The 17,314-nt window shown below is 65.3% G+C and carries 18 protein-coding genes and 4 pseudogenes; 9 read left to right on the forward strand and 13 right to left on the reverse strand.

Features of this window, described 5'->3' with window-relative positions:
- Nucleotides 1–25 precede the first annotated feature (25 nt).
- From GI374_RS14810 to GI374_RS14825, 4 genes and pseudogenes are all read left to right on the forward strand, one after another.
- Nucleotides 26–676: a DUF924 family protein gene (locus tag GI374_RS14810; protein ID WP_154337834.1), complete on the forward strand. Its 651-nt coding sequence runs from the start codon at nt 26–28 to the stop codon at nt 674–676.
- Nucleotides 677–832: 156 nt separating this feature from the next.
- A complete protein-coding gene (locus GI374_RS14815; protein WP_154337835.1) occupies nt 833–3,250 on the forward strand; it encodes a heavy metal translocating P-type ATPase in 2,418 nt (805 codons plus the stop codon).
- 146 nt (nt 3,251–3,396) lie between these two features.
- The gene (locus GI374_RS14820; RefSeq protein WP_154337836.1) at nt 3,397–3,882 is read left to right on the forward strand and encodes a DUF411 domain-containing protein; all 486 of its coding nucleotides are present in this window, start codon (nt 3,397–3,399) and stop codon (nt 3,880–3,882) included.
- Nucleotides 3,883–4,098: 216 nt separating this feature from the next.
- Nucleotides 4,099–4,335: pseudogene (locus GI374_RS14825) on the forward strand (ATP-binding protein); the annotation flags it as partial.
- Between the two features lie 184 nt (nt 4,336–4,519).
- Here GI374_RS14825 and GI374_RS14830 read toward each other — a convergent pair.
- The 8 genes and pseudogenes from GI374_RS14830 to GI374_RS19350 form a co-directional block, all read right to left on the reverse strand.
- Complete coding sequence (locus GI374_RS14830; protein ID WP_154337837.1) at nt 4,520–4,774, reverse strand: hypothetical protein; 255 nt, start codon at nt 4,772–4,774, stop codon at nt 4,520–4,522.
- A gap of 227 nt (nt 4,775–5,001) precedes the next feature.
- The gene (locus GI374_RS19675; protein WP_255453727.1) at nt 5,002–5,136 is read right to left on the reverse strand and encodes a hypothetical protein; all 135 of its coding nucleotides are present in this window, start codon (nt 5,134–5,136) and stop codon (nt 5,002–5,004) included.
- A 43-nt stretch (nt 5,137–5,179) separates the two neighbouring features.
- Entirely contained in the window at nt 5,180–6,358 is a 1,179-nt protein-coding gene (gene pqqE, locus GI374_RS14840) for a pyrroloquinoline quinone biosynthesis protein PqqE (RefSeq protein ID WP_154337838.1), read from the reverse strand.
- Nucleotides 6,355–6,705: a pyrroloquinoline quinone biosynthesis peptide chaperone PqqD gene (gene pqqD, locus GI374_RS14845; protein ID WP_154337839.1), complete on the reverse strand. Its 351-nt coding sequence runs from the start codon at nt 6,703–6,705 to the stop codon at nt 6,355–6,357. Before pqqD ends, pqqE begins: the two co-directional genes overlap by 4 nt.
- Nucleotides 6,702–7,469, reverse strand: coding sequence for a pyrroloquinoline-quinone synthase PqqC (gene pqqC / locus GI374_RS14850; RefSeq protein WP_370515385.1), 768 nt, complete (start codon nt 7,467–7,469; stop codon nt 6,702–6,704). Before pqqC ends, pqqD begins: the two co-directional genes overlap by 4 nt.
- Complete coding sequence (pqqB, locus tag GI374_RS14855) at nt 7,466–8,356, reverse strand: pyrroloquinoline quinone biosynthesis protein PqqB (protein WP_154337840.1); 891 nt, start codon at nt 8,354–8,356, stop codon at nt 7,466–7,468. The genes pqqC and pqqB overlap by 4 nt, the downstream gene beginning before the upstream one ends.
- A gap of 65 nt (nt 8,357–8,421) precedes the next feature.
- Complete coding sequence (gene pqqA, locus GI374_RS14860) at nt 8,422–8,514, reverse strand: pyrroloquinoline quinone precursor peptide PqqA (protein ID WP_154337841.1); 93 nt, start codon at nt 8,512–8,514, stop codon at nt 8,422–8,424.
- Between the two features lie 512 nt (nt 8,515–9,026).
- Nucleotides 9,027–9,218: pseudogene (locus GI374_RS19350) on the reverse strand (hypothetical protein); the annotation flags it as partial.
- A 202-nt stretch (nt 9,219–9,420) separates the two neighbouring features.
- On the opposite strand from GI374_RS19350, the gene GI374_RS14870 reads away from it, so the two are divergent.
- Nucleotides 9,421–10,332 carry a helix-turn-helix domain-containing protein gene (locus GI374_RS14870; RefSeq protein ID WP_154337843.1) on the forward strand — a complete coding sequence of 304 codons (912 nt, stop codon included), beginning with the start codon at nt 9,421–9,423 and terminating at the stop codon, nt 10,330–10,332.
- Between the two features lie 826 nt (nt 10,333–11,158).
- Here GI374_RS14870 and GI374_RS19355 read toward each other — a convergent pair.
- A pseudogene (locus GI374_RS19355) lies at nt 11,159–12,198 on the reverse strand (fatty acid desaturase).
- 339 nt (nt 12,199–12,537) lie between these two features.
- On the opposite strand from GI374_RS19355, the gene GI374_RS14885 reads away from it, so the two are divergent.
- Nucleotides 12,538–12,780 (forward strand): hypothetical protein, encoded by a 243-nt coding sequence (locus GI374_RS14885; RefSeq protein WP_154337844.1) that lies wholly within the window; start codon nt 12,538–12,540, stop codon nt 12,778–12,780.
- Nucleotides 12,781–12,787: 7 nt separating this feature from the next.
- On the opposite strand, the gene GI374_RS14890 is transcribed toward GI374_RS14885, so the two are convergent.
- The 3 genes from GI374_RS14890 to GI374_RS14900 form a co-directional block, all read right to left on the reverse strand.
- Nucleotides 12,788–13,171: a DUF6481 family protein gene (locus GI374_RS14890; protein WP_154337845.1), complete on the reverse strand. Its 384-nt coding sequence runs from the start codon at nt 13,169–13,171 to the stop codon at nt 12,788–12,790.
- Nucleotides 13,172–13,205: 34 nt separating this feature from the next.
- Nucleotides 13,206–13,430: a hypothetical protein gene (locus tag GI374_RS14895; protein ID WP_154337846.1), complete on the reverse strand. Its 225-nt coding sequence runs from the start codon at nt 13,428–13,430 to the stop codon at nt 13,206–13,208.
- A 131-nt stretch (nt 13,431–13,561) separates the two neighbouring features.
- Nucleotides 13,562–13,771, reverse strand: a complete 210-nt coding sequence (locus tag GI374_RS14900; protein WP_154337847.1) for a cold-shock protein — start codon at nt 13,769–13,771, stop codon at nt 13,562–13,564.
- Nucleotides 13,772–14,275: 504 nt separating this feature from the next.
- Here GI374_RS14900 and rsgA point away from each other — a divergent pair.
- Nucleotides 14,276–15,208, forward strand: coding sequence for a ribosome small subunit-dependent GTPase A (rsgA, locus tag GI374_RS14905; protein ID WP_229583345.1), 933 nt, complete (start codon nt 14,276–14,278; stop codon nt 15,206–15,208).
- Between the two features lie 241 nt (nt 15,209–15,449).
- Nucleotides 15,450–15,728 carry an SH3 domain-containing protein gene (locus GI374_RS14910; protein ID WP_154337858.1) on the forward strand — a complete coding sequence of 93 codons (279 nt, stop codon included), beginning with the start codon at nt 15,450–15,452 and terminating at the stop codon, nt 15,726–15,728.
- Between the two features lie 189 nt (nt 15,729–15,917).
- On the opposite strand, the gene GI374_RS14915 is transcribed toward GI374_RS14910, so the two are convergent.
- Nucleotides 15,918–16,592, reverse strand: coding sequence for an SDR family oxidoreductase (locus tag GI374_RS14915; protein ID WP_154337849.1), 675 nt, complete (start codon nt 16,590–16,592; stop codon nt 15,918–15,920).
- Nucleotides 16,593–17,127: 535 nt separating this feature from the next.
- On the opposite strand from GI374_RS14915, the pseudogene GI374_RS14920 reads away from it, so the two are divergent.
- Nucleotides 17,128–17,314, forward strand: a pseudogene (locus GI374_RS14920) (transposase); the annotation flags it as partial.

Below are 17,314 nucleotides of genomic sequence, written 5' to 3' on the forward strand. Positions count from 1 at the left end.
AGCGGGTTTCCCACGAGGTGCCAACATGAACGAGAAATCTGACGCGCGTGCATGGAAGGAGGTTCTCGAATTCTGGTTTCCAGAGCAGAGCACCTACAACCTTGACGCCGACACTCATCGAGAACAGTGGTTCTGGCGGATGCGCGGCGGGGCCGACAGCGAGATCATCGCCAGATTTTCCGATCTCACAGCCGAGGGGGCCAAGGGCGATCTCGATCACTGGGCGGGCAATGCCGAAGGCAGGCTCGCGCTCATCATCGTGCTCGACCAGTTCTCGCGTTCGCTCTGGCGGGGCGAGAGCCGAGCCTTCGAGCAGGATCGCGCCGCACTGGCGCTGGCCATGGAGGGCCTCGCACACGGCCACTACGCCGGTCTCGCCAGCCCGTGGCTCAAGATCGTCTTCGGCCTGCCACTGGGCCACTGCGAGGGCCCCGATCATCTGGAGCGTCTGGATCTTCTCATCAGGCTCCGCGAGGACATCGCCGCGCAAGCCCCGGCAGAACTGCGGCCGATATACCTGTCGCTCGTGACGCAGGCCCACGATGTGCGGAAGGTGATCGCGGCTTTCGGGCGGCACCCGCACCGCAATCAGGCACTCGGCCGCCAGTCAACCCCGGCGGAGGAAGCATACATTGCCGAGGGGAGGTTTCCGCATCTGCGGGCGTTTGAAGAGTGACGATCTGACACGGCGCTGAGCGATCGCGCTGACGGGTAGCGGGATACGAGCCCCGCTCAGCCACGTGCAGCCCTGCAGCATTCTTGACCTTCCAGCAGTGGGAAGGAGCAAGGTGAGCGTGGATGATCTCAGAACGATTCTCCGGAAGGATACGAGATGGCTGGCAAGACCGAACACACGCATCCGGCTGCGGCCGGAGAAGCCTCTCCGGCGGCAGTTCCTCACGATCATTCCGCGGACCGCCACGGGCATGCACAGGACGGCACCACGGACAACGCGCACCGGGTCAAGGATCCGGTCTGCGGCATGATGGTCGATCCCCATGCGACGCAGCACAAGACCGAGCACGCTGGCCGGCCGTACTACTTCTGTTCAGCAGGGTGCCGCGCGAAGTTCCTCGACCAGCCAGAGCGCTATCTCGATCCGGCGGCGGCGGTTGCAGCGGCCGAGCCGGTGCCCGAGGGAACGATCTACACCTGTCCCATGCACCCCGAGATCCGGCAGGTCGGACCGGGGTCGTGCCCGATCTGCGGCATGGCGCTGGAGCCGGTTCTGGTCAGCCTCGAGGCGGAGCCCAATCTCGAACTGATCGACATGCGGCGCCGGTTCTGGATCGGGCTCGTGCTGACAATCCCTGTGTTCATCCTGGAGATGGGCGGGCACTTCCTCGGCCTGGACCGCTACATTGACCAGCAGACCTCGAACTGGGTCCAACTGTTTTTCGCGACCCCGGTCGTCCTGTGGGCAGGATGGCCATTCTTCCGGCGCGGCTGGCAGTCGCTCGTCACCCGCAACCTCAACATGTTCACCCTGATCGCGATGGGCACCGGGGCGGCCTGGATCTACAGCGTCGTTGCGACGGTCGCGCCAGACATCTTCCCGGACGCCTTCCGCCAGCATGACGGGTCGGTCGCGGTCTATTTCGAGGCCGCGGCGGTCATCACCGTGCTCGTGCTGCTCGGTCAGGTGCTGGAACTCCGGGCGCGGGAAAGCACCAGCGGCGCAATCCGGGCGCTGCTCGATCTCGCCCCGAAAACCGCACGGGTAATCCGTGATGACGGCACCGAAGAAGAGGTGCAGCTCGACACCGTCCATGTCGGCGACCGCCTGCGGGTGCGGCCCGGCGAGAGGGTGCCCGTGGATGGCGAGGTGCTGGAAGGCCGCAGCGCTGTCGATGAATCGATGGTGACGGGCGAGTCCATGCCGGTGACCAAGGAGGTCGGCTCAAAGGCGATCGGCGGCACCATGAACCAGTCCGGCGCGCTGGTGATCGAGGCCCGCAAGGTCGGCCGCGACACCATGCTGTCGCAGATCGTCCAGCTCGTCGCCCAGGCGCAGCGGACCCGAGCTCCGATCCAGCGGCTGGCCGATCAGGTGTCGGGCTGGTTCGTGCCGGCCGTGATCGTGGTCGCGGTGCTCGCCTTCATCGCCTGGTCGATCTGGGGCCCGGAGCCGCGCTTCGCCTATGCGCTGGTCGTGGCGGTTTCGGTCCTCATCATCGCCTGCCCCTGCGCGCTTGGGCTGGCGACGCCGATGTCCATCATGTTCGGCGTCGGCCGCGGCGCGCAGAATGGCGTCCTGATCAAGAACGCCGAGGCGCTCGAGCATATGGAGAAGGTGGACACGATCATCGTGGACAAGACCGGTACGCTGACCGAGGGCCGGCCCGCCGTCACCGCCATCGTTCCGGCATCCGGCTGGGCCGAGGCGGACGTCCTGCGCCTTGCCGCCAGCGTCGAGCGGGCGAGCGAGCACCCGCTGGCGCTCGCCATCGTGCGGGCAGCAGAGGAGCGAAACATTCCGCTCGCGCCTGTCGCCGACTTCGACTCGCCGACCGGCAAGGGCGCACTCGGGGTGGTGGAAGGCAGGCGCATTCCGCTGGGCAATGCGAAGTTCCTCGCCGAAGAAGGGGTCGATGTGACGCCGCTGGCCGCGCAGGCTGACCGGCTGCGCCAAGACGGGGCGACCGCGATCTTCATGGGCGTGGACGGAGAGGTCGCCGCAATCTTCGCCATCGCGGATCCGGTCAAGGCCTCGACCCCGGAGGCGCTTGCCGCGCTGAAGGCCCAAGGCATCCGCGTGGTCATGCTCACCGGCGACAACTGGACGACGGCGAAGGCGGTCGCCCGACAGCTGGGCATCGACGAGGTCGAGGCGGAGGTCCTGCCGGACCAGAAGAGCGAGGTCGTGCAGCGGCACAAGGCGGCGGGCGAGGTGGTGGCGATGGCGGGGGACGGCGTCAACGATGCACCGGCGCTGGCTGCGGCGGATGTCGGCATCGCCATGGGCACCGGCACCGACGTGGCGATGGAGAGCGCGGGCGTCACGCTGCTGAAGGGCGATCTGACCGGCATTGTTCGGGCGCGGCGGCTGTCGCAGGCGGTGATGCGCAACATCCGCCAGAACCTGTTCTTCGCCTTCATCTACAACGCGCTCGGTATTCCGATCGCCGCGGGGGTGCTTTATCCGTTCTTCGGCATCCTGCTGTCGCCGATCATCGCGGCAGCCGCCATGGCGCTATCCTCGGTCAGCGTGATCGCGAATGCGTCTCGGCTGCGGGGCGTGAAGCTGTGATGTCCGGGTGGCATCGTGGGCCGTTCCCGCGAGCGCATCTGACAGGCGACATCATGCCGCGGGACGCCGGCGCATTCTCACCCGTTCGTGGGTCGCGCTCCGGACTAGCCGGTGAGATCATGGAGTCCACGAAGAAAGGTTTGACGATGCGGAACGATCACACCATCGGCCGGCGGGCCGTTCTCGCGGCCGCCGCCGCACTTCCGTTCCTGCTGTCGATGCCGGCCTGGGCGAGGGCCGAGGCTCTGCCGCTCGTGACCGTCACCAAGGATCCGTCCTGCGGCTGCTGCGGTCGCTGGATCGAGCATATCGAAGCCGCAGGGTTTCAGGTCCGGGTGGTGAACTCGGACGATGTGTTCAGCCTCAAGGAGCGGCTCGGCGTGCCGGCCGATCTGAGCTCCTGCCATACGGCCGAGGTGGACGGCTATGTGGTGGAGGGTCATGTGCCAGCTGCCGCGATCCGCCGCCTGCTGGCCGAGCGGCCCTCCGGGACGGGACTTGCCGTTCCCGGAATGCCTGCCGGCTCGCCCGGCATGGATTTTTCCGGCGTCGAACCCGAGCCCTATGAAGTGCTCCTGTTCGGCCCGATCACCCAGACCTTCGGGCGCTACCTCGGCGCGCAGGAAATCTGAGCCAGGCGCCTCCACATGACCGTTCACCTTGCCACCGATCCGATGCAGCACAAGCCGAGAGCGATGGGCCTTGCCCACGTCAGCGGCGCATCGCCCCGGCTCGACACCGAGAAGGCAGGTGGCTCATGAGCGGGCGCGCGAGAGTTGCGTTCGCGGCGGGATGCGGTCGATTGCGGCAGTTCGCAATCGGCATCCTGCTGCTTGCCATCAGCGCCCTTCGTGCCACTATCGAAAACCGGCGCCGAGTTGCTGTTCGAGCTGATCTCGCAATGCTACGAGCGCGGTTCGACCCTCATCACCAGTAATCTGCCCTTCGATGAATGGACCGAGACCTTCGGATCCGAGCGCCTCACCGGTGCGCTTCTCGACCGGCTGACCCACCATGTCAGCATCCTCGAGATGAACGGCGAGAGCTACCGCCTCGCAAACAGCACCGCCCGCAAACGGCGCTGACGCCTTCAACTCAATCCACCAGATTGGCCCAAGCGGCCATGCGCCAGCTATTTGGTGAGCGCGCGCGCCATGGCGCAACCCACTGCCAACCGGCCCGGTTTTACACCGCCGCCGTGGCCGACTTTTGCGCCGCCGTTGACAAGGAACCGCAGGCTGAGCCAGTCGCGAGTATTCTTACAGTCCCTCAATCTTGCGGGCCGCCGATTTCAATAGCGCGGGAGCGCGAACTGTCTTGGCGAGCCGTCTGGGAAACTTCGAGCGCTCGCGGACATTGCCGCACCAGCGCATTGCTCTGCGTCACGACGATCGCGGTTACGGCCGCCGACATAGCCTCTGGAAGGCCGATTGCGTGGGCCGATGCGAACGCAAGCGTGCCGGCCGTGCTCATCCGCAAGGAGTGCAGAAGCGTCCATCGATCAAGGGCAAGCCAGCGCGCCATCCGGCCACCATGCATCCGCAACGAGTTATCCGTTTTTAGGTGATAGCAGACTGTTCGCGTTGCGTCGCCTTGGAGGCAGGCCATGGGCCGAGGGCGGCATTCGGCTGCAAGGAGCGACGTCGAGGGTCGAGCAAGGCCCTCCCTACGCTGGCGAATCCGCAGGTGACAAGCTGGCCTAACGGTTAAGAGGAGGAGCGCCAGCTAATGTGCTCACTGGCGATCACCCGCTACTTCTTGGCGGCAAGGTCGACCAGGCCGCTCGACGCGAAGTCCTGGATCACGCTGCCCTTGCCGTGCAGCAGAACGATCAACTCGTCGCTGCCCAACTCCACATAGTGCAGACGAACGCCATCGACGTTCATCGCCCCAGCTAGGGTCATTCACCGTCCTTGATGATGGGCGGCATCAAATCTCCGGGGCTCCGTTGAGCCGTTTGTTGGTCGGCAAGCTTTTCTTGTCCGCTCCTCCCATCCGGCGGTATGTCAGTTCGTCGCCGCCCGGCGCCGCGCCCGCCTCGGCGCGCGCGTGCAGCGCTGCGTTCAGCGGCGAGCGGGCGCAGACCGGGTCCGTCGCCGCCGCATCGCCCGCGATCGCCATCGCCTGGCAGCGGCAGCCGCCGAAATCCAGGCCCTTGCGATCGCAGCTGGCGCAAGGCTCGGGGAGCCAGGCGGTGCCGCGAAAGGCGTTGAAGGCGGCGCCGTTGGTCCAGATGTCGGCGAGAGCGCGGTCGCGGACGTTCTCGAAGCTCAGTTGCGGGATCGTCTGCGCGGCGTGGCAGGGCAGCACCGTCCCGTCGGGCGTGACGTTGAGCCCCGTCGAGCCCCAGCCGCCCATGCAGGCCTTGGGGAACTGCGCGTGGTGGTCGGCGGGGACGTAGTCGATGACCATGCGCCCGCGCAGCGCCTCGCGCGCCTCGTTCACGACGCGGCGGGCGAAGGCCGCCTGCTCGCGGCTCGGCATCAGCGCGCGCCGGTTCAGGTCGGCCCAGCCGTGGAACTGGACCGTCGCGACCTCGATCCGCCGCGCGCCCATGGCCAGCGCCAGATCGATCATCTGCGGCAGGCTATCCATGTTCTGGCGATGGACCACGGCGTTCAGCGTCAGCGGGAATCCCACCTCGCCGATCCAGGCCGCGACCTGCATCTTGCGGTCCCAGGCGCCGGTCATGCCCCCGATGCGGTCGGCCATGTCGCGGCCAACGCCCTGCAGCGACAGCTGGACGTGATCGACGCCGGCGGCATCCAGTTCGCGCAGCCGTGCGAGGGTTAGTCCCAGACCCGAGGTGATGAGGTTGACGTAGAGCCCCGCCTCGCGTGCCGAGGCCGCGATCTGCGTCAGGTCGCGTCGCGAGGCGGGCTCGCCGCCCGAGATATGGACCTGCAGCACCCCCAGCGCGGCCGCCTGCCGGAAGACATCGGCCCATGCCCCGGCCGCCAGTTCCGACTGAGCCCGGACCAGATCGAGAGGGTTGGAGCAATAGGGGCAGGCCAGCGGGCAGCGGTGCGTGATCTCGGCCAGCATGGCGATCGGCAGGCCCGGCGTAACCGGGTTGCCCTGGAAGTCGCGTGGCAGTTCGGCGTTCATGGCAACCTCACGAAGACCATGCGGCGGTCGATCAGACCCTGCAGGAAGGCGCGCACATCGGCGTCGATCTGGTCCCGAGGCGCGCCGTAAGCCGCGGCGAGGTCGGCGACGATCCGGCCCAGCGTGCGTCCGTCTAGCGCCGACAGGATCGCATCGCCGATCGCAACCAGCTGAATCGCCCGTTCGGGGGCGAGCAGCACGCGCATGTCGCGGACCCGGTCATGGGCCAGCCGAACGCCGCGCGGGAGATAGGGCACGGTATCGTCGGTGAGCGGCGGGTCGGGGTCGGGGGCCACAAATCCCGGATCTCCCGGCTCCGCAGGGGCAACGCGGTTTTGGACCGTCATGGCAGCATCCCCCCGCCCGGCCGCCAGGCGCCGGGCGGGATGCGTCCCTCGACATAGCCGTGCCAGAGCGCGTCCAGCTGCGCCCAGAGCACATCCGTCTTGAAGATCAGCGCCGCCGCCGCCGCATCCTGCCGTTCAGCCGTATCGGCGTGGTCCAGCACCCAGTTCAGCCCGAAGTCCACGTCCTTGGGCGCCTCGGCCAGACGCTTGCGGAAATAGGCGAGGCTGGTCTCGTCGGCGAAATCATAGTGCTTCAGCAGACCCTCGATCCGCTCGGCATGGATCTTCGGGGCGAACATTTCGGTCAGGCTGGCGGCGACGGCGTCGAGCAGCGGCATGTCGCGGACGAAGCGGACATAGGCATCGACGGCAAAGCGCATAGCCGGCATCACGCCCGCGCCGCTTTCGACGTAATCGGGATCGAGTCCCACCGCCCTCGCCAGCGCCAGCCAGCGCCGGATGCCGCCGCCCTCCTCCACGCCGCCGTCGTGATCCTCGATCCGCGACCGCCAGCGGCGGCGCAGGTCGGCGTCGGTCACGCGCGACAGGAAGGCCGCGTCCTTCATCGGGATGCGGGACTGGTAGTGCCACCGGTTGATGACCCAGGCCCGCACCTCGTCCGGGCTGCATTCGCCACCGTGCAGGCGCCGGTGGAAGGGGTGGAGGTCGTGATACCGCTCCTCCCCGATGCGGCGCAGCCGGGCCTCGAAGGCCTCGCGCGAGGGGGCCGCGCCGGCGGCAGGAATGGGGGCGGGTGCGTTCACAGCGAGATCTCCATTCCGTCGCGGCCGATCTGCCAGCCCGCCGCCCTGACCTGCGCGGCCTCGGCGCTCGATGGGTCGCAGAGAGGGTTCGAGTTGTTGATATGAACATAGACGCGCCGTCCCGTCGGGACTTTGGCCAGCCGCTCGAGGCTGCCGTCGCCGTTGCCCACGGGCAGGTGTCCCATGCGCCGGCCGGTCTTCGCACCCAGGCCTGCGCGGATCATCTCGTCATCCGCCCACAGCGTCCCGTCGAAGAGCAGCAGGTCCGCGCCCGCGATCCGGTCGGTGAGCCAGCCGGGCAGGTCGGCGCAGCCGGGGATATGAAGCGCCCGGCGGCCGCCCGCCGTCAACTCCACCCCCACCGTCGTCTCGCCCACCAGTCCGGTGTCCACCTCGTCGCCCTCCAGATAGAGCGGCACCTTGCCGGGCACCGCGAACAGCGTGGCGGTCAAGCCCGACGCGAGTTCAAACGGCTCTTCCAGCGCCACGGTCCGGCGCGTGACCAGCGCCGGGTCGAGCGCGGCAAAGACCGGGTTCGCCGCCAGCACCTGCTGGATGGCGTCGGTCGCGAACAGGTCGAACTGCTGCTTTTCGCGCAGCGTCAGCAGCCCCGCCACATGGTCGATGTCGCCGTTCGTCACCAGCACGGACCGCAGCGGCGACTGCCGCGCACCGGTCGGGTGGAGCGCCGGCGTGGCCGCCATCTGCGCCCGGATGTCCGGCGAGGCGTTGACGACCGCCCAGGTCTCGCCATCGGCGCTGACCGCGATCGAGCTTTGCGTCATGGACGCGATGCGGCCTGCGCGCGCGGCGGCGCAGTTGCCGCAGCCGCAGTTCCACTGCGGGAGGCCGCCGCCCGCAACCGCGCCCAGGATGATGATCCGCATGGGTAACACCAAAATGGAGCGGCCCCGCCCGGCTCACGGGCAGGGCCGCCTCCGACTTGCCGCGTTCAGAACAGAACCGGTTCGTCCTCGGCCGGGGCATACATTTTGATTTCCATGCCGCAGGCGATTTCCTTCAGGGTGGGTTTGGTCCAGGCCATCGGGCGCTCCTTCCGTTGCAGCCGGTGTTCGGCCCTATCATTGCAGGGCTTCCCGACCGTCGCTGTCAACGCGACGAAGGTCACAGGGTTCCGAAGGAGGCGGGACCGTCCAGGTCGCCGCGAAGCAAGGTTCAGGATCGAAGCGGACTGCCCTGACCGGCGGTAGCGACGCCGGCATTGCTGACGACGATGCCCCCGTCGCGAGCGGGTCGTAGCGATTGGTGTCGGGCTCGATGCAGGCGTCCGACTGCAGCACAGCACGAGTTCGCGCAGTTGGCGGAACGGCGCACATCGCACCACCGGCCTTAGCGCGCGGCCGCGTCGCGCTCGAACCCGTGCGACGGGCGCCTCGCCGGTGGTTCCTGGACGCGCACGTCCGCCAGCTCCCCAGTCCAGCGCGCCGGATACGCCTCCAGTGCAGCCTATGCTCTCGAAGCTAGTGTCCGGCGATGGCGTGGCGCTTCACATAGGCGGCGCTGCGCTCGTATGGCCCTTCGTCCGGGCGTCAGGCTTCATCCAGGCCGAGCGCAGTGGAGGCGATTGAACGGCGCCAAGTCTGCCCGAGACCGGATGGTCTTAGCTACGGCCATGGCTGGGGCTCCTAAGGCGGCGTAAAGGTTCGCTTCAGCCTGGGCCGGCGGGAAGTTCCCGATCGTTCCTAGGAGACGGTGGCGATTGAACCAGTCGACCCATTCGATTGTGGCATTAGAGGCGCCACCGGCGGCGGGATCGCTCGAAGGCGAATATCTCAAGGCCTGGTCCCGCCGGGTGATCAGTGGCGAAGGCGTTAACACGGAGGGATGTTGCTGAGGGCTCACTCGCACGATCATAGGGTTGCATGCCGTCCTCCGGTCATGTCACAGTAGCTTGCCGCGAATGTAAGCATCCCGTTCCACGAGCTCGTGCATGCCGCTTGAACAACTTATCGAAGAACGGATGCGGCATTACGGGTTCAACAAATCATCTCTCGCGGCCAGAAGTGGAATTTCGCGGCCTACCCTTCGGCAGATCATGAGCGGAAAGGGTACCATCTCCAGTCTCGGGCAGGTGCTTTCGCCCTTGGGCTGCAGCTGGGCATGGTGCCCGCCGACCTGCACATTTCCGGGCGCTGCGCTGGCAGAACTGCGTCGGTGCAAGAGGCTGACGCAGGCTGAGGTATCGGGTCGCCTGCTCCTGAGCCGGCCAGTCATCATCGGCATCGAGAAGCGCATGCGCGGGGAACTGGCATCGTTGCTGTCCTATACGCGGTTGCTCGGCATGCCCGTTCCGATCGTCCCGATCAGTTCCAGGCGTCGGCTTATTCCGGCTTCCAACACCCCCGCGCGCGATCGCGTCATGACCCCCCCTGCCCTCGCGCGCGCCATCTGCGACCACTTCGCGCCGCATATGCACGGGCTGGTCCTCGACCCCGCCAAGGGCGAGGGCGCATTCTACGATCATCTCCCCGTCCATGTCGCCAGAGACTGGTGCGAGATCAGAGACGGACGGGACTTCCTGACCTGGCAAGGCCGGGCCGACTGGATCGTCACGAATCCGCCTTGGTCCCGCCTGGCCGAATTCATCGTACAAGCAATGAGAACCGCCGACAATATCGTGTTCGTGGCGCCCCTTCCCAATCTCACCACGAAGGCTCGGCTCCGGTCGATCAAGGAGGCCGGCTTCGGAATCGTCGAGCTGCTGCAGTTCGAAACGCCCCGTGAGTGGCCGCAATCCGGCTTTCAGCTCGTCGCCGCCCGAATCAGGCGAGGACACGCGGGAGCCTGTCAGTTTACGAGCCTCGAGATCAGCGCCCCGACCTCGCGGCTACGCGCTGCGTGACATGAAGTGTCGGCTGGACACGCACCCTGCGCCGCGTCGTGCTCGGGTGGCCCGAAGGCGAGGACGGCTCCGCCGCTAACGGCCCGAAGCTGCCGCTCACTTCAAGAGCCGATGCTTCGGCCACGTAGGCCAAAGCAGACGTTGGCGACGAGCATCTCATGGCCGTTACTTGGCTGGTTCCAACTCCGGGGAGCTAGGCGGACGGGCCTTCCTGCCATCCCTTGATCGCCCGAGTGAGCGTTGACAGCGCAAGCCTCCCTCTCGCCCGATAGTCCAGAAATGCAAACTCCTCGGCGAACATCGAGACATCTTGTCCGTCGACGACGAACTCATAGCGCCCGCTCTCGTTTTCAACTTTGGGATCATATTCTACGACACGCCAAGTCCCAAGAACTTCGCAGCCCCGGTGATGACGTCGCCTCCAGCCAGATCGAATGCGTATCCGCCATTTATCCACTCTTCGTGGCCGATGAAATTTATTGTGTAAATCCGCTCCATGAGGCTTAGAATAAATGATTCCGCTGACGGCGCAACCTCTCCCCGCAGCGGGTCCACGGTGAAGAATCAGCCTTTGGCGGACGATCGTCGCAAGTGTCGATCCGCGGTGCGTCTTCCCCGAAGCGGCTCCCCGCATCCGCTGCGGCATCTCAGGCGGAAAACTTTACGCTGCGGACGAAGTGGTCGCCCGCTGCTAACAGGTCGCTGAATTAGCAGGTCGCTGAATTAGTCGGCGTGCGGGAAGGGTTTTCTGTCGGTTGGATCGGCGGCCTTGCGCGGCCGGCCCGTTCCTACGGACCGCATGCGCCCCGGGTGCCGGTTTTCGGCGTCACACTGCCAGCAGCCGCGGCAGTCTGGCCAGGTTGTTGGCGGCCATCGTCAGGATGAAGCGGGATCGCACGCGTTCGATGCCGCGATAAACGGTCTGGGCCATGCCGCCGACGGTCTTGGCCCAGCCGAAAGCCTCCTCGATGCGCTTGCGGTGTTTTTGGGACAGCGCATGGCTCTCATGCCGGGTGGTGCGGCCGTCGATCGCTGGGTGTCGCGCTTTCCGGGCGACATGCGGGGTCACGCAGGCGAGCCGCAGGTCGGTGACAAACCCGGCCGCGTCATATCCCTTGTCTGCCCCAAGCGTCAGCCGCCGGGTCGATCCGGGGGAATGGCGGTGGATCATGTCCAGCGCGGCACGCCGTTCGGCACGGCCGTCGGCCCGGGTCAGGTCGCCCTGGACGATCAGGCCGCTGCGGTTCTCCATCAGCGCATGGCCGATGAAGCACAGCATCGCGCCGGTGCCCCAGTAGCGTCGGCCGGATTTCATCAGTCCAAACGGCAGACGGTTCTGCAGGAGGAACAGGTAGCTCGGTCCCAGCCCGAAGAGCACGACAGGGTGACGGTATAGCCGATACATCAGCTTGCCGAAGCGGCTCCGGGCGCGCTATTCGGCGACCGTCAGCGTCAGCACGTCGCCGATGCCGCGCTGGTTGAGGGGTTGCCGTGTTGCGCATGGTGGATGGAGTGGGTCCGGCGCCAGACGTCATAGGGCGTCAGCGTCAGCACTCCCAGGCACCGGCCGACCCAGTCCTGAACCCTACGGCTGTGAAAGAACGAGGCATGGCCGCAGTCATGCTGGATGCAGAATATCCGCATGAGGAAGAGGCCATTCAGGATCGCGATCCCGAGCGTCAGCCAGTAGCTGATCGACATCGACGTCCAGGCGAGCGCCCAGAGCAGCGCGAAGGTCACCAGCGTGACAAGAAGTTCGAGGACGCTGCGGCGCGTGGAAGGCTCGCGATATTACGCCAGGATCCGGACCCAGTCCTTGGCCGAACGCACCTGCGCGGCCGCTGTGTCGTCGAAAGATGTCGCCATCCACGCCCTCGAGCTTGAGCCACGTATGACCATCGGCCCGCACGGCGTTTCCTTGTGCGGCATCATCTGGGGCGGGTCCCTCACCCAGGCAAGGCGCAGTGAACGGCCGACTGATTGCCGGTGCCGGAGCGTCATCAGAGTGTCGGAATGATGAACAATTCATGAAGGTCGCACCCGGCCGCGCGAAGGCTTGATGATGTCGCCAGATACCTCGAGGCCGCAGGTCGTTCGTCCGACGGCGCATGGCGATCCATGCGTCAAATAGATGGCTTATATGCGGAGTAAGGCGTAGGGTTCCCCTTCGGTCCATCAGAGACCGGAAGTGGAAGGACTTCGAGCATGGCCAAGGGCATGAACAAGCGCCGTCGCGACGAAAAAAAGCCGAAGAAGGAAACGCCGAAAGTCACCGCTGCGGCACCCAGCATGAAGAACGTGGTTGCCGCGACGGTATCCAAGGCAAAGGCCAGTGACATGACCGGTAGCGGAGGTTCTCGCTGCCAGAAAAAACAGGCTCACCCGCTCCTGGTTGCAATACCCCCAGAACCCGGAATATCGAAGCGCTCGGTGCCGGCTGGGTCGTAACAGGCTTCTACCGCTGCCGGGCCTTGCGATTGGCATAGCGCTGGTCGCGGTCGGCCTTCCGCGCGGCCTCATCCTTGACGACCCGAGCAATCAGGCTGTCAGCCTTCTCCCGCGACGCGATTTTGGCTCGGGCTGCAACATTGGCGGCCCCATGATATGCGACTGCCTCGACGTGGATGCGCTCCTGCTCCCGCGCTTCGGACTTCATTCGATCCCGCTCTTCGCGCCGCTCGTCCCGAGCCGCGGCGAGCGCCACGCGTTCTTCCTGGCGGGCAAGGCGGGTGGGTTCGGCCGCTTCCCTTGTGGCGAGATGGGCGCGGAGGAGAGCAGCTTTCGCATCGGCAGCGGCACTGCGGCGGTCGGCAAGATCGTTGTCTCTGGCGGTTCTCAAAGCTGTATCCTGTGTGAGGTGTGCTGCCTGAAGGTCAGGCCTTTGCAGCGCGTCTTGATGCGACGGCGGCGGCCACCGTTGCGCGCTCGTTCAGATCCCTGGCCATACGGACGGTCTTCAGCCGCAAGGTGTTTTCCGCGCGGGCTTGGGTCACGGCGTCGAGCTCTTCGACCGGACGTTCTCGTTCCAGGAACTGCGATTGCAGCTCGGCAAAGGCGATCTCGGCCTGCTGGCGCGATGGGCTATGGGGCGGTGTCATGAAGGCCCAACTCCGAGAACTCGTCTCATCGGGCGGCAAGAGAAAAGGTCAGGCGGATCGCCTGACCTTCATTGACAGTCCCGCTGTCAGGAATGCAGGTGCATCCTGCGCAATGGAAGGCAGGCACCAGTTCAGGCAGCCTGAAGGTTGCAGGCCGACATCTTGCCCGATTTGCTGTCGCGCTCCATGTCGTAGCCGATCTTCTGGCCCTCAACGATTTCACGCATCCCGGACCGCTCGATGGCCGAGATATGGACGAATGCATCGGGGCCGCCGTTGTCAGGCTGAATGAAGCCGAAACCTTTGGTGGCGTTGAACCATTTTACTGTGCCGTTGGTCATGATGAACCCTTTCATAGGCATATTGACCGTCCGTGCCACATAGCGTCACGGACGAGGATAACGATTTTTGAAAGGGAGGTCTGTTCGGGGCGCGATGGAGATCGCGCAGCAACCAAAGCTCGGCAAGCAAATATCGATTTGCGACTGGTAGAGATAACGAGCTCCGATGTCAACCCTCGAAAGCCTCACCTGCTCTGACGCGAGTTGTTCCGCCTTGCCGTGAACCGCGGATTCTACTGCACGGACATTGGTGTATCCAGATGCGGGCGGCCTATTCCCTCGACACCCTCGACAACGAAGGCTCTAATCAAAACGAGCTCTTGTTCTTGCCGCCTGAAATCCGAGGCTACCTGCGCAAAGTCGGCCTTGCATCAGCCGGACATGAGGTTCACTCAAGCTGCTGTGACCCATTCATCAGATCAGGCAGTCCGGTCCTTGGCGGAGCTCGGATGGTCGGCGTTCTTCGACGGTCAGCTGGAGCCGATTGAAGCCGCTTTCGCAAGGATGCGCATCGCAACCGTTCATCGGACCAGGGTGACTGCAGAATCCGTGGCTGGGCCGGCGAGGCTGAAGCTTCCCGTCCACGCCAATACAGCGGATTATGCGGTCGGAGACTGGGTTTTGGTGGAGGCAGACACCCGGATGCTTGCGCGCCGGCTGGACCGGAAGACCTTGCTGCAGCGGCGCACCGAAGGCGGCGGCACCCGGCAGCTGCTTGCGGCGAACGTGGATACGCTCTTCATCGTCACCTCCTGCAACGACGACCTGAACGCCGCGCGTCTCGAGCGCTATCTGGTCCTGGCAAATGAAGCCGGCACGACGCCGGTGATTGTTCTGACCAAGGCTGACCAGGTAGCGGATGCCGCACCCTACCGCGATCAGGTGGCGGGCCTGCAGCGCGGGCTTGAGGTCGTGACGCTGAATGCCAAGGCTCCTGAGGCGGTGCTGAAGCTTGCCCCATGGTGCGGCGCCGGTCAGACCGTCGCCCTTCTCGGCTCGTCCGGGGTGGGAAAATCCTCGTTGCTGAACACGCTTTCGGGCAAGGGGCCGGAAGAGGCGCAGTTGACCGGGAGGATCCGCGAGGCGGATTCCAAGGGACGTCACACGACCACGTCGCGCTCGCTTCATGCCATAGCCGGTGGCGGTTGGGTGATCGACACGCCTGGCATCCGGACGCTGCATGTCAGCGAGATCGCCGCAGGACTGGACCTGCTGTTTGCCGAGATTGCCGAGCTTGCCCCCCTGTGCCGTTTCGGGGATTGCACCCACTCCCATGAGCCGGGCTGTGCGGTTCAGACAGCAGTAACAGCAGGAACGCTGGACCGGGCGCGGGTTGATCGCTGGCGCAAACTCCTGGAGGAGAACCGCAGCAATACCCCGGTCCAGTCGGGCCCGCGCGGGAACAAGACGACAAGAGCGCCGGGTAGACGGAGCTGAAGGGCGCAAGCAAAGACGGCCCTTAGCCGACCTTCGGGCTCACTTCGTGCTGCGTGACCGCACTCCCCAAAGCCGCCACTCGACTAGCGCCGCAGCGAACTCCTGACGAGACTCGCTGCTCTACGGGCCGGAGCATGCCTTGATGGATGGTCTTCCAACCCCCTATCCGCGTCCGGCACCTTCCGGCTATCATTCGGCGTGTTGGCATCGTAGTAAAGGAAAAAACGATTCAGGTCAGATAATGCCAACTCATTTTGCTGCTCTTCTCGCTCTCATGATCGCCGCCGGATGCACGGTCGGTTCTGGTGCCGTTGTCAAGGGAGCCGGACCAGACGATCTCCTGAAGCTTCGAGAAGGCCCTGGCCTCAACTACAACATCATAATCGGTCTGCCCGACGGAACGCGCCTCACCCGTCAGAACTGCGTGACGAATAGCGGTAAGGTCTGGTGCATGGTCTCGCTTACCGACAATCCAAGTATATCGGGTTACGTTTCAGCGGACTATCTGGGGCATCGCTGATAGCACCCTCCCGCCACAGTTGACTGCCGGTTGTAGATAACACTGGAGAGCAATGATCCTGATAACTGACGTTCGGGCTCGACGCAGAGCTGTTTCGAGGCATGATGTCCTCGCAAGCTGGCGCTCCGTCTGCTCCTCGTCACCGCAGGAGCAAACGCCGTCGGCGCAGAATCGTCCAGCCGGAGCGTTTCAGCGCGGCATCAGGAAGACCTCGCGAACAGCTGCATGGTCGCCGGCTTCAAGCGCATAGAGCGCGGCATTTGCGACCTCGTCCGTTCGGATGGCCTTGGGCTTGGCCTCATCGAAGAACTCCGTGTCCACCATGCCGGGCGCGATGACGGTGCAGCGCCCGCCCCACTCGCGCATTTCCTCGGCCAAATTGCCCGCATAGCCGTGGACGAACCATTTCGACGCGCCGTAGACCGATCCCTTGATATGGATGCGACCCGCCGCTGATCCGGTCATCAGCAGGTGACCTTGCCTTACCTTCAGGTGAGGCAGGGTCGCCTTCACGGTGAAGAGCAGGCCCATGATGTTGATCTCGATCATGGCCCGCCATTCATCCACGTCGCCGCCCTCGGTGCCTGGGGCGTCGAGGCCACGACCCGCATTGGCGAAGGCTGCATCGATGCCGCCGAATGTCTCGGCCATTCGCTCAAGCGCCGCCTGCTGATCGGAGAGCTGCGTCACGTCGCCCGGCAGCGAGATGGCATTGCCCGTTCCGAACTGATCGACGAGCGTCCCGAGCCGATCCGCACGTCTGGCGAACAGTCCCACCCGCCAGCCTCTCGAGACCGCGAGCCGGGCGGTAGCAGCGCCGATCCCGCTGGACGCGCCCGTGATGAACAGGGTCTTGCCGGTCATTCGCGTTCCTCCCGTCAGCCCCGGCGAGATGCTGGCATCTCGCTTGCGCTCGGTCTCCCCCAAGAGCCTGACTAACGACAATCTTGGCGGCTGCGCCAGAGCGGCTTCAGCGCTCAAGACGATTGGTCACCGAGGGCCGCAATCGAAACTTTCGAAGATTTCCTAACGAACATCAGCTAGGAAGGTCAGAGGACGCTTCGCAAGGAGCGAGTGCCCGCTTTGGCGTGATGCCGCAGCTACCATGCCCGACCACCAACAGACGGCTTGCCGCCCGACGCGGGGACGTCACGCCTCCCCCATGCTAACCTGTCCCGGTCGGCATGACCGAAGAAGGGTGGGCCGGGTGGACAGGAGGTATCCTCATGTCCACCGATCTTCTCCTTGCCCCGCGCCAAGCGCGCATCGCCTGGAATAAGGGCCGCATCATCGGCCAGAAGCGTCCACTATGCCGCGGTCCGCCTCGAGATGGGTGTGCAGTGAATCCCGATAGTTCCTCCATCTGACGCTAGAGTCCGGCCCAACGAGAGGACGGACCATGAAGAGATCGAAGTTCACCGAGGAGCAGGTCATCGGGATCCTGCGGGAACAGGAAGCCGGGCGAAGACGGCGGAGCTCTGCCGTCGCCACGGAATCAGCAGCGCCACGTTCTACGCCTGGAAGGCCAAGTTCGGCGGCATGGACGTATCCGACGCGAAGCGGCTGAAGGCGCTCGAGGACGAGAA

Source organism: Paracoccus sp. S-4012 (assembly GCF_009674885.1).
Lineage (GTDB): Bacteria > Pseudomonadota > Alphaproteobacteria > Rhodobacterales > Rhodobacteraceae > Paracoccus.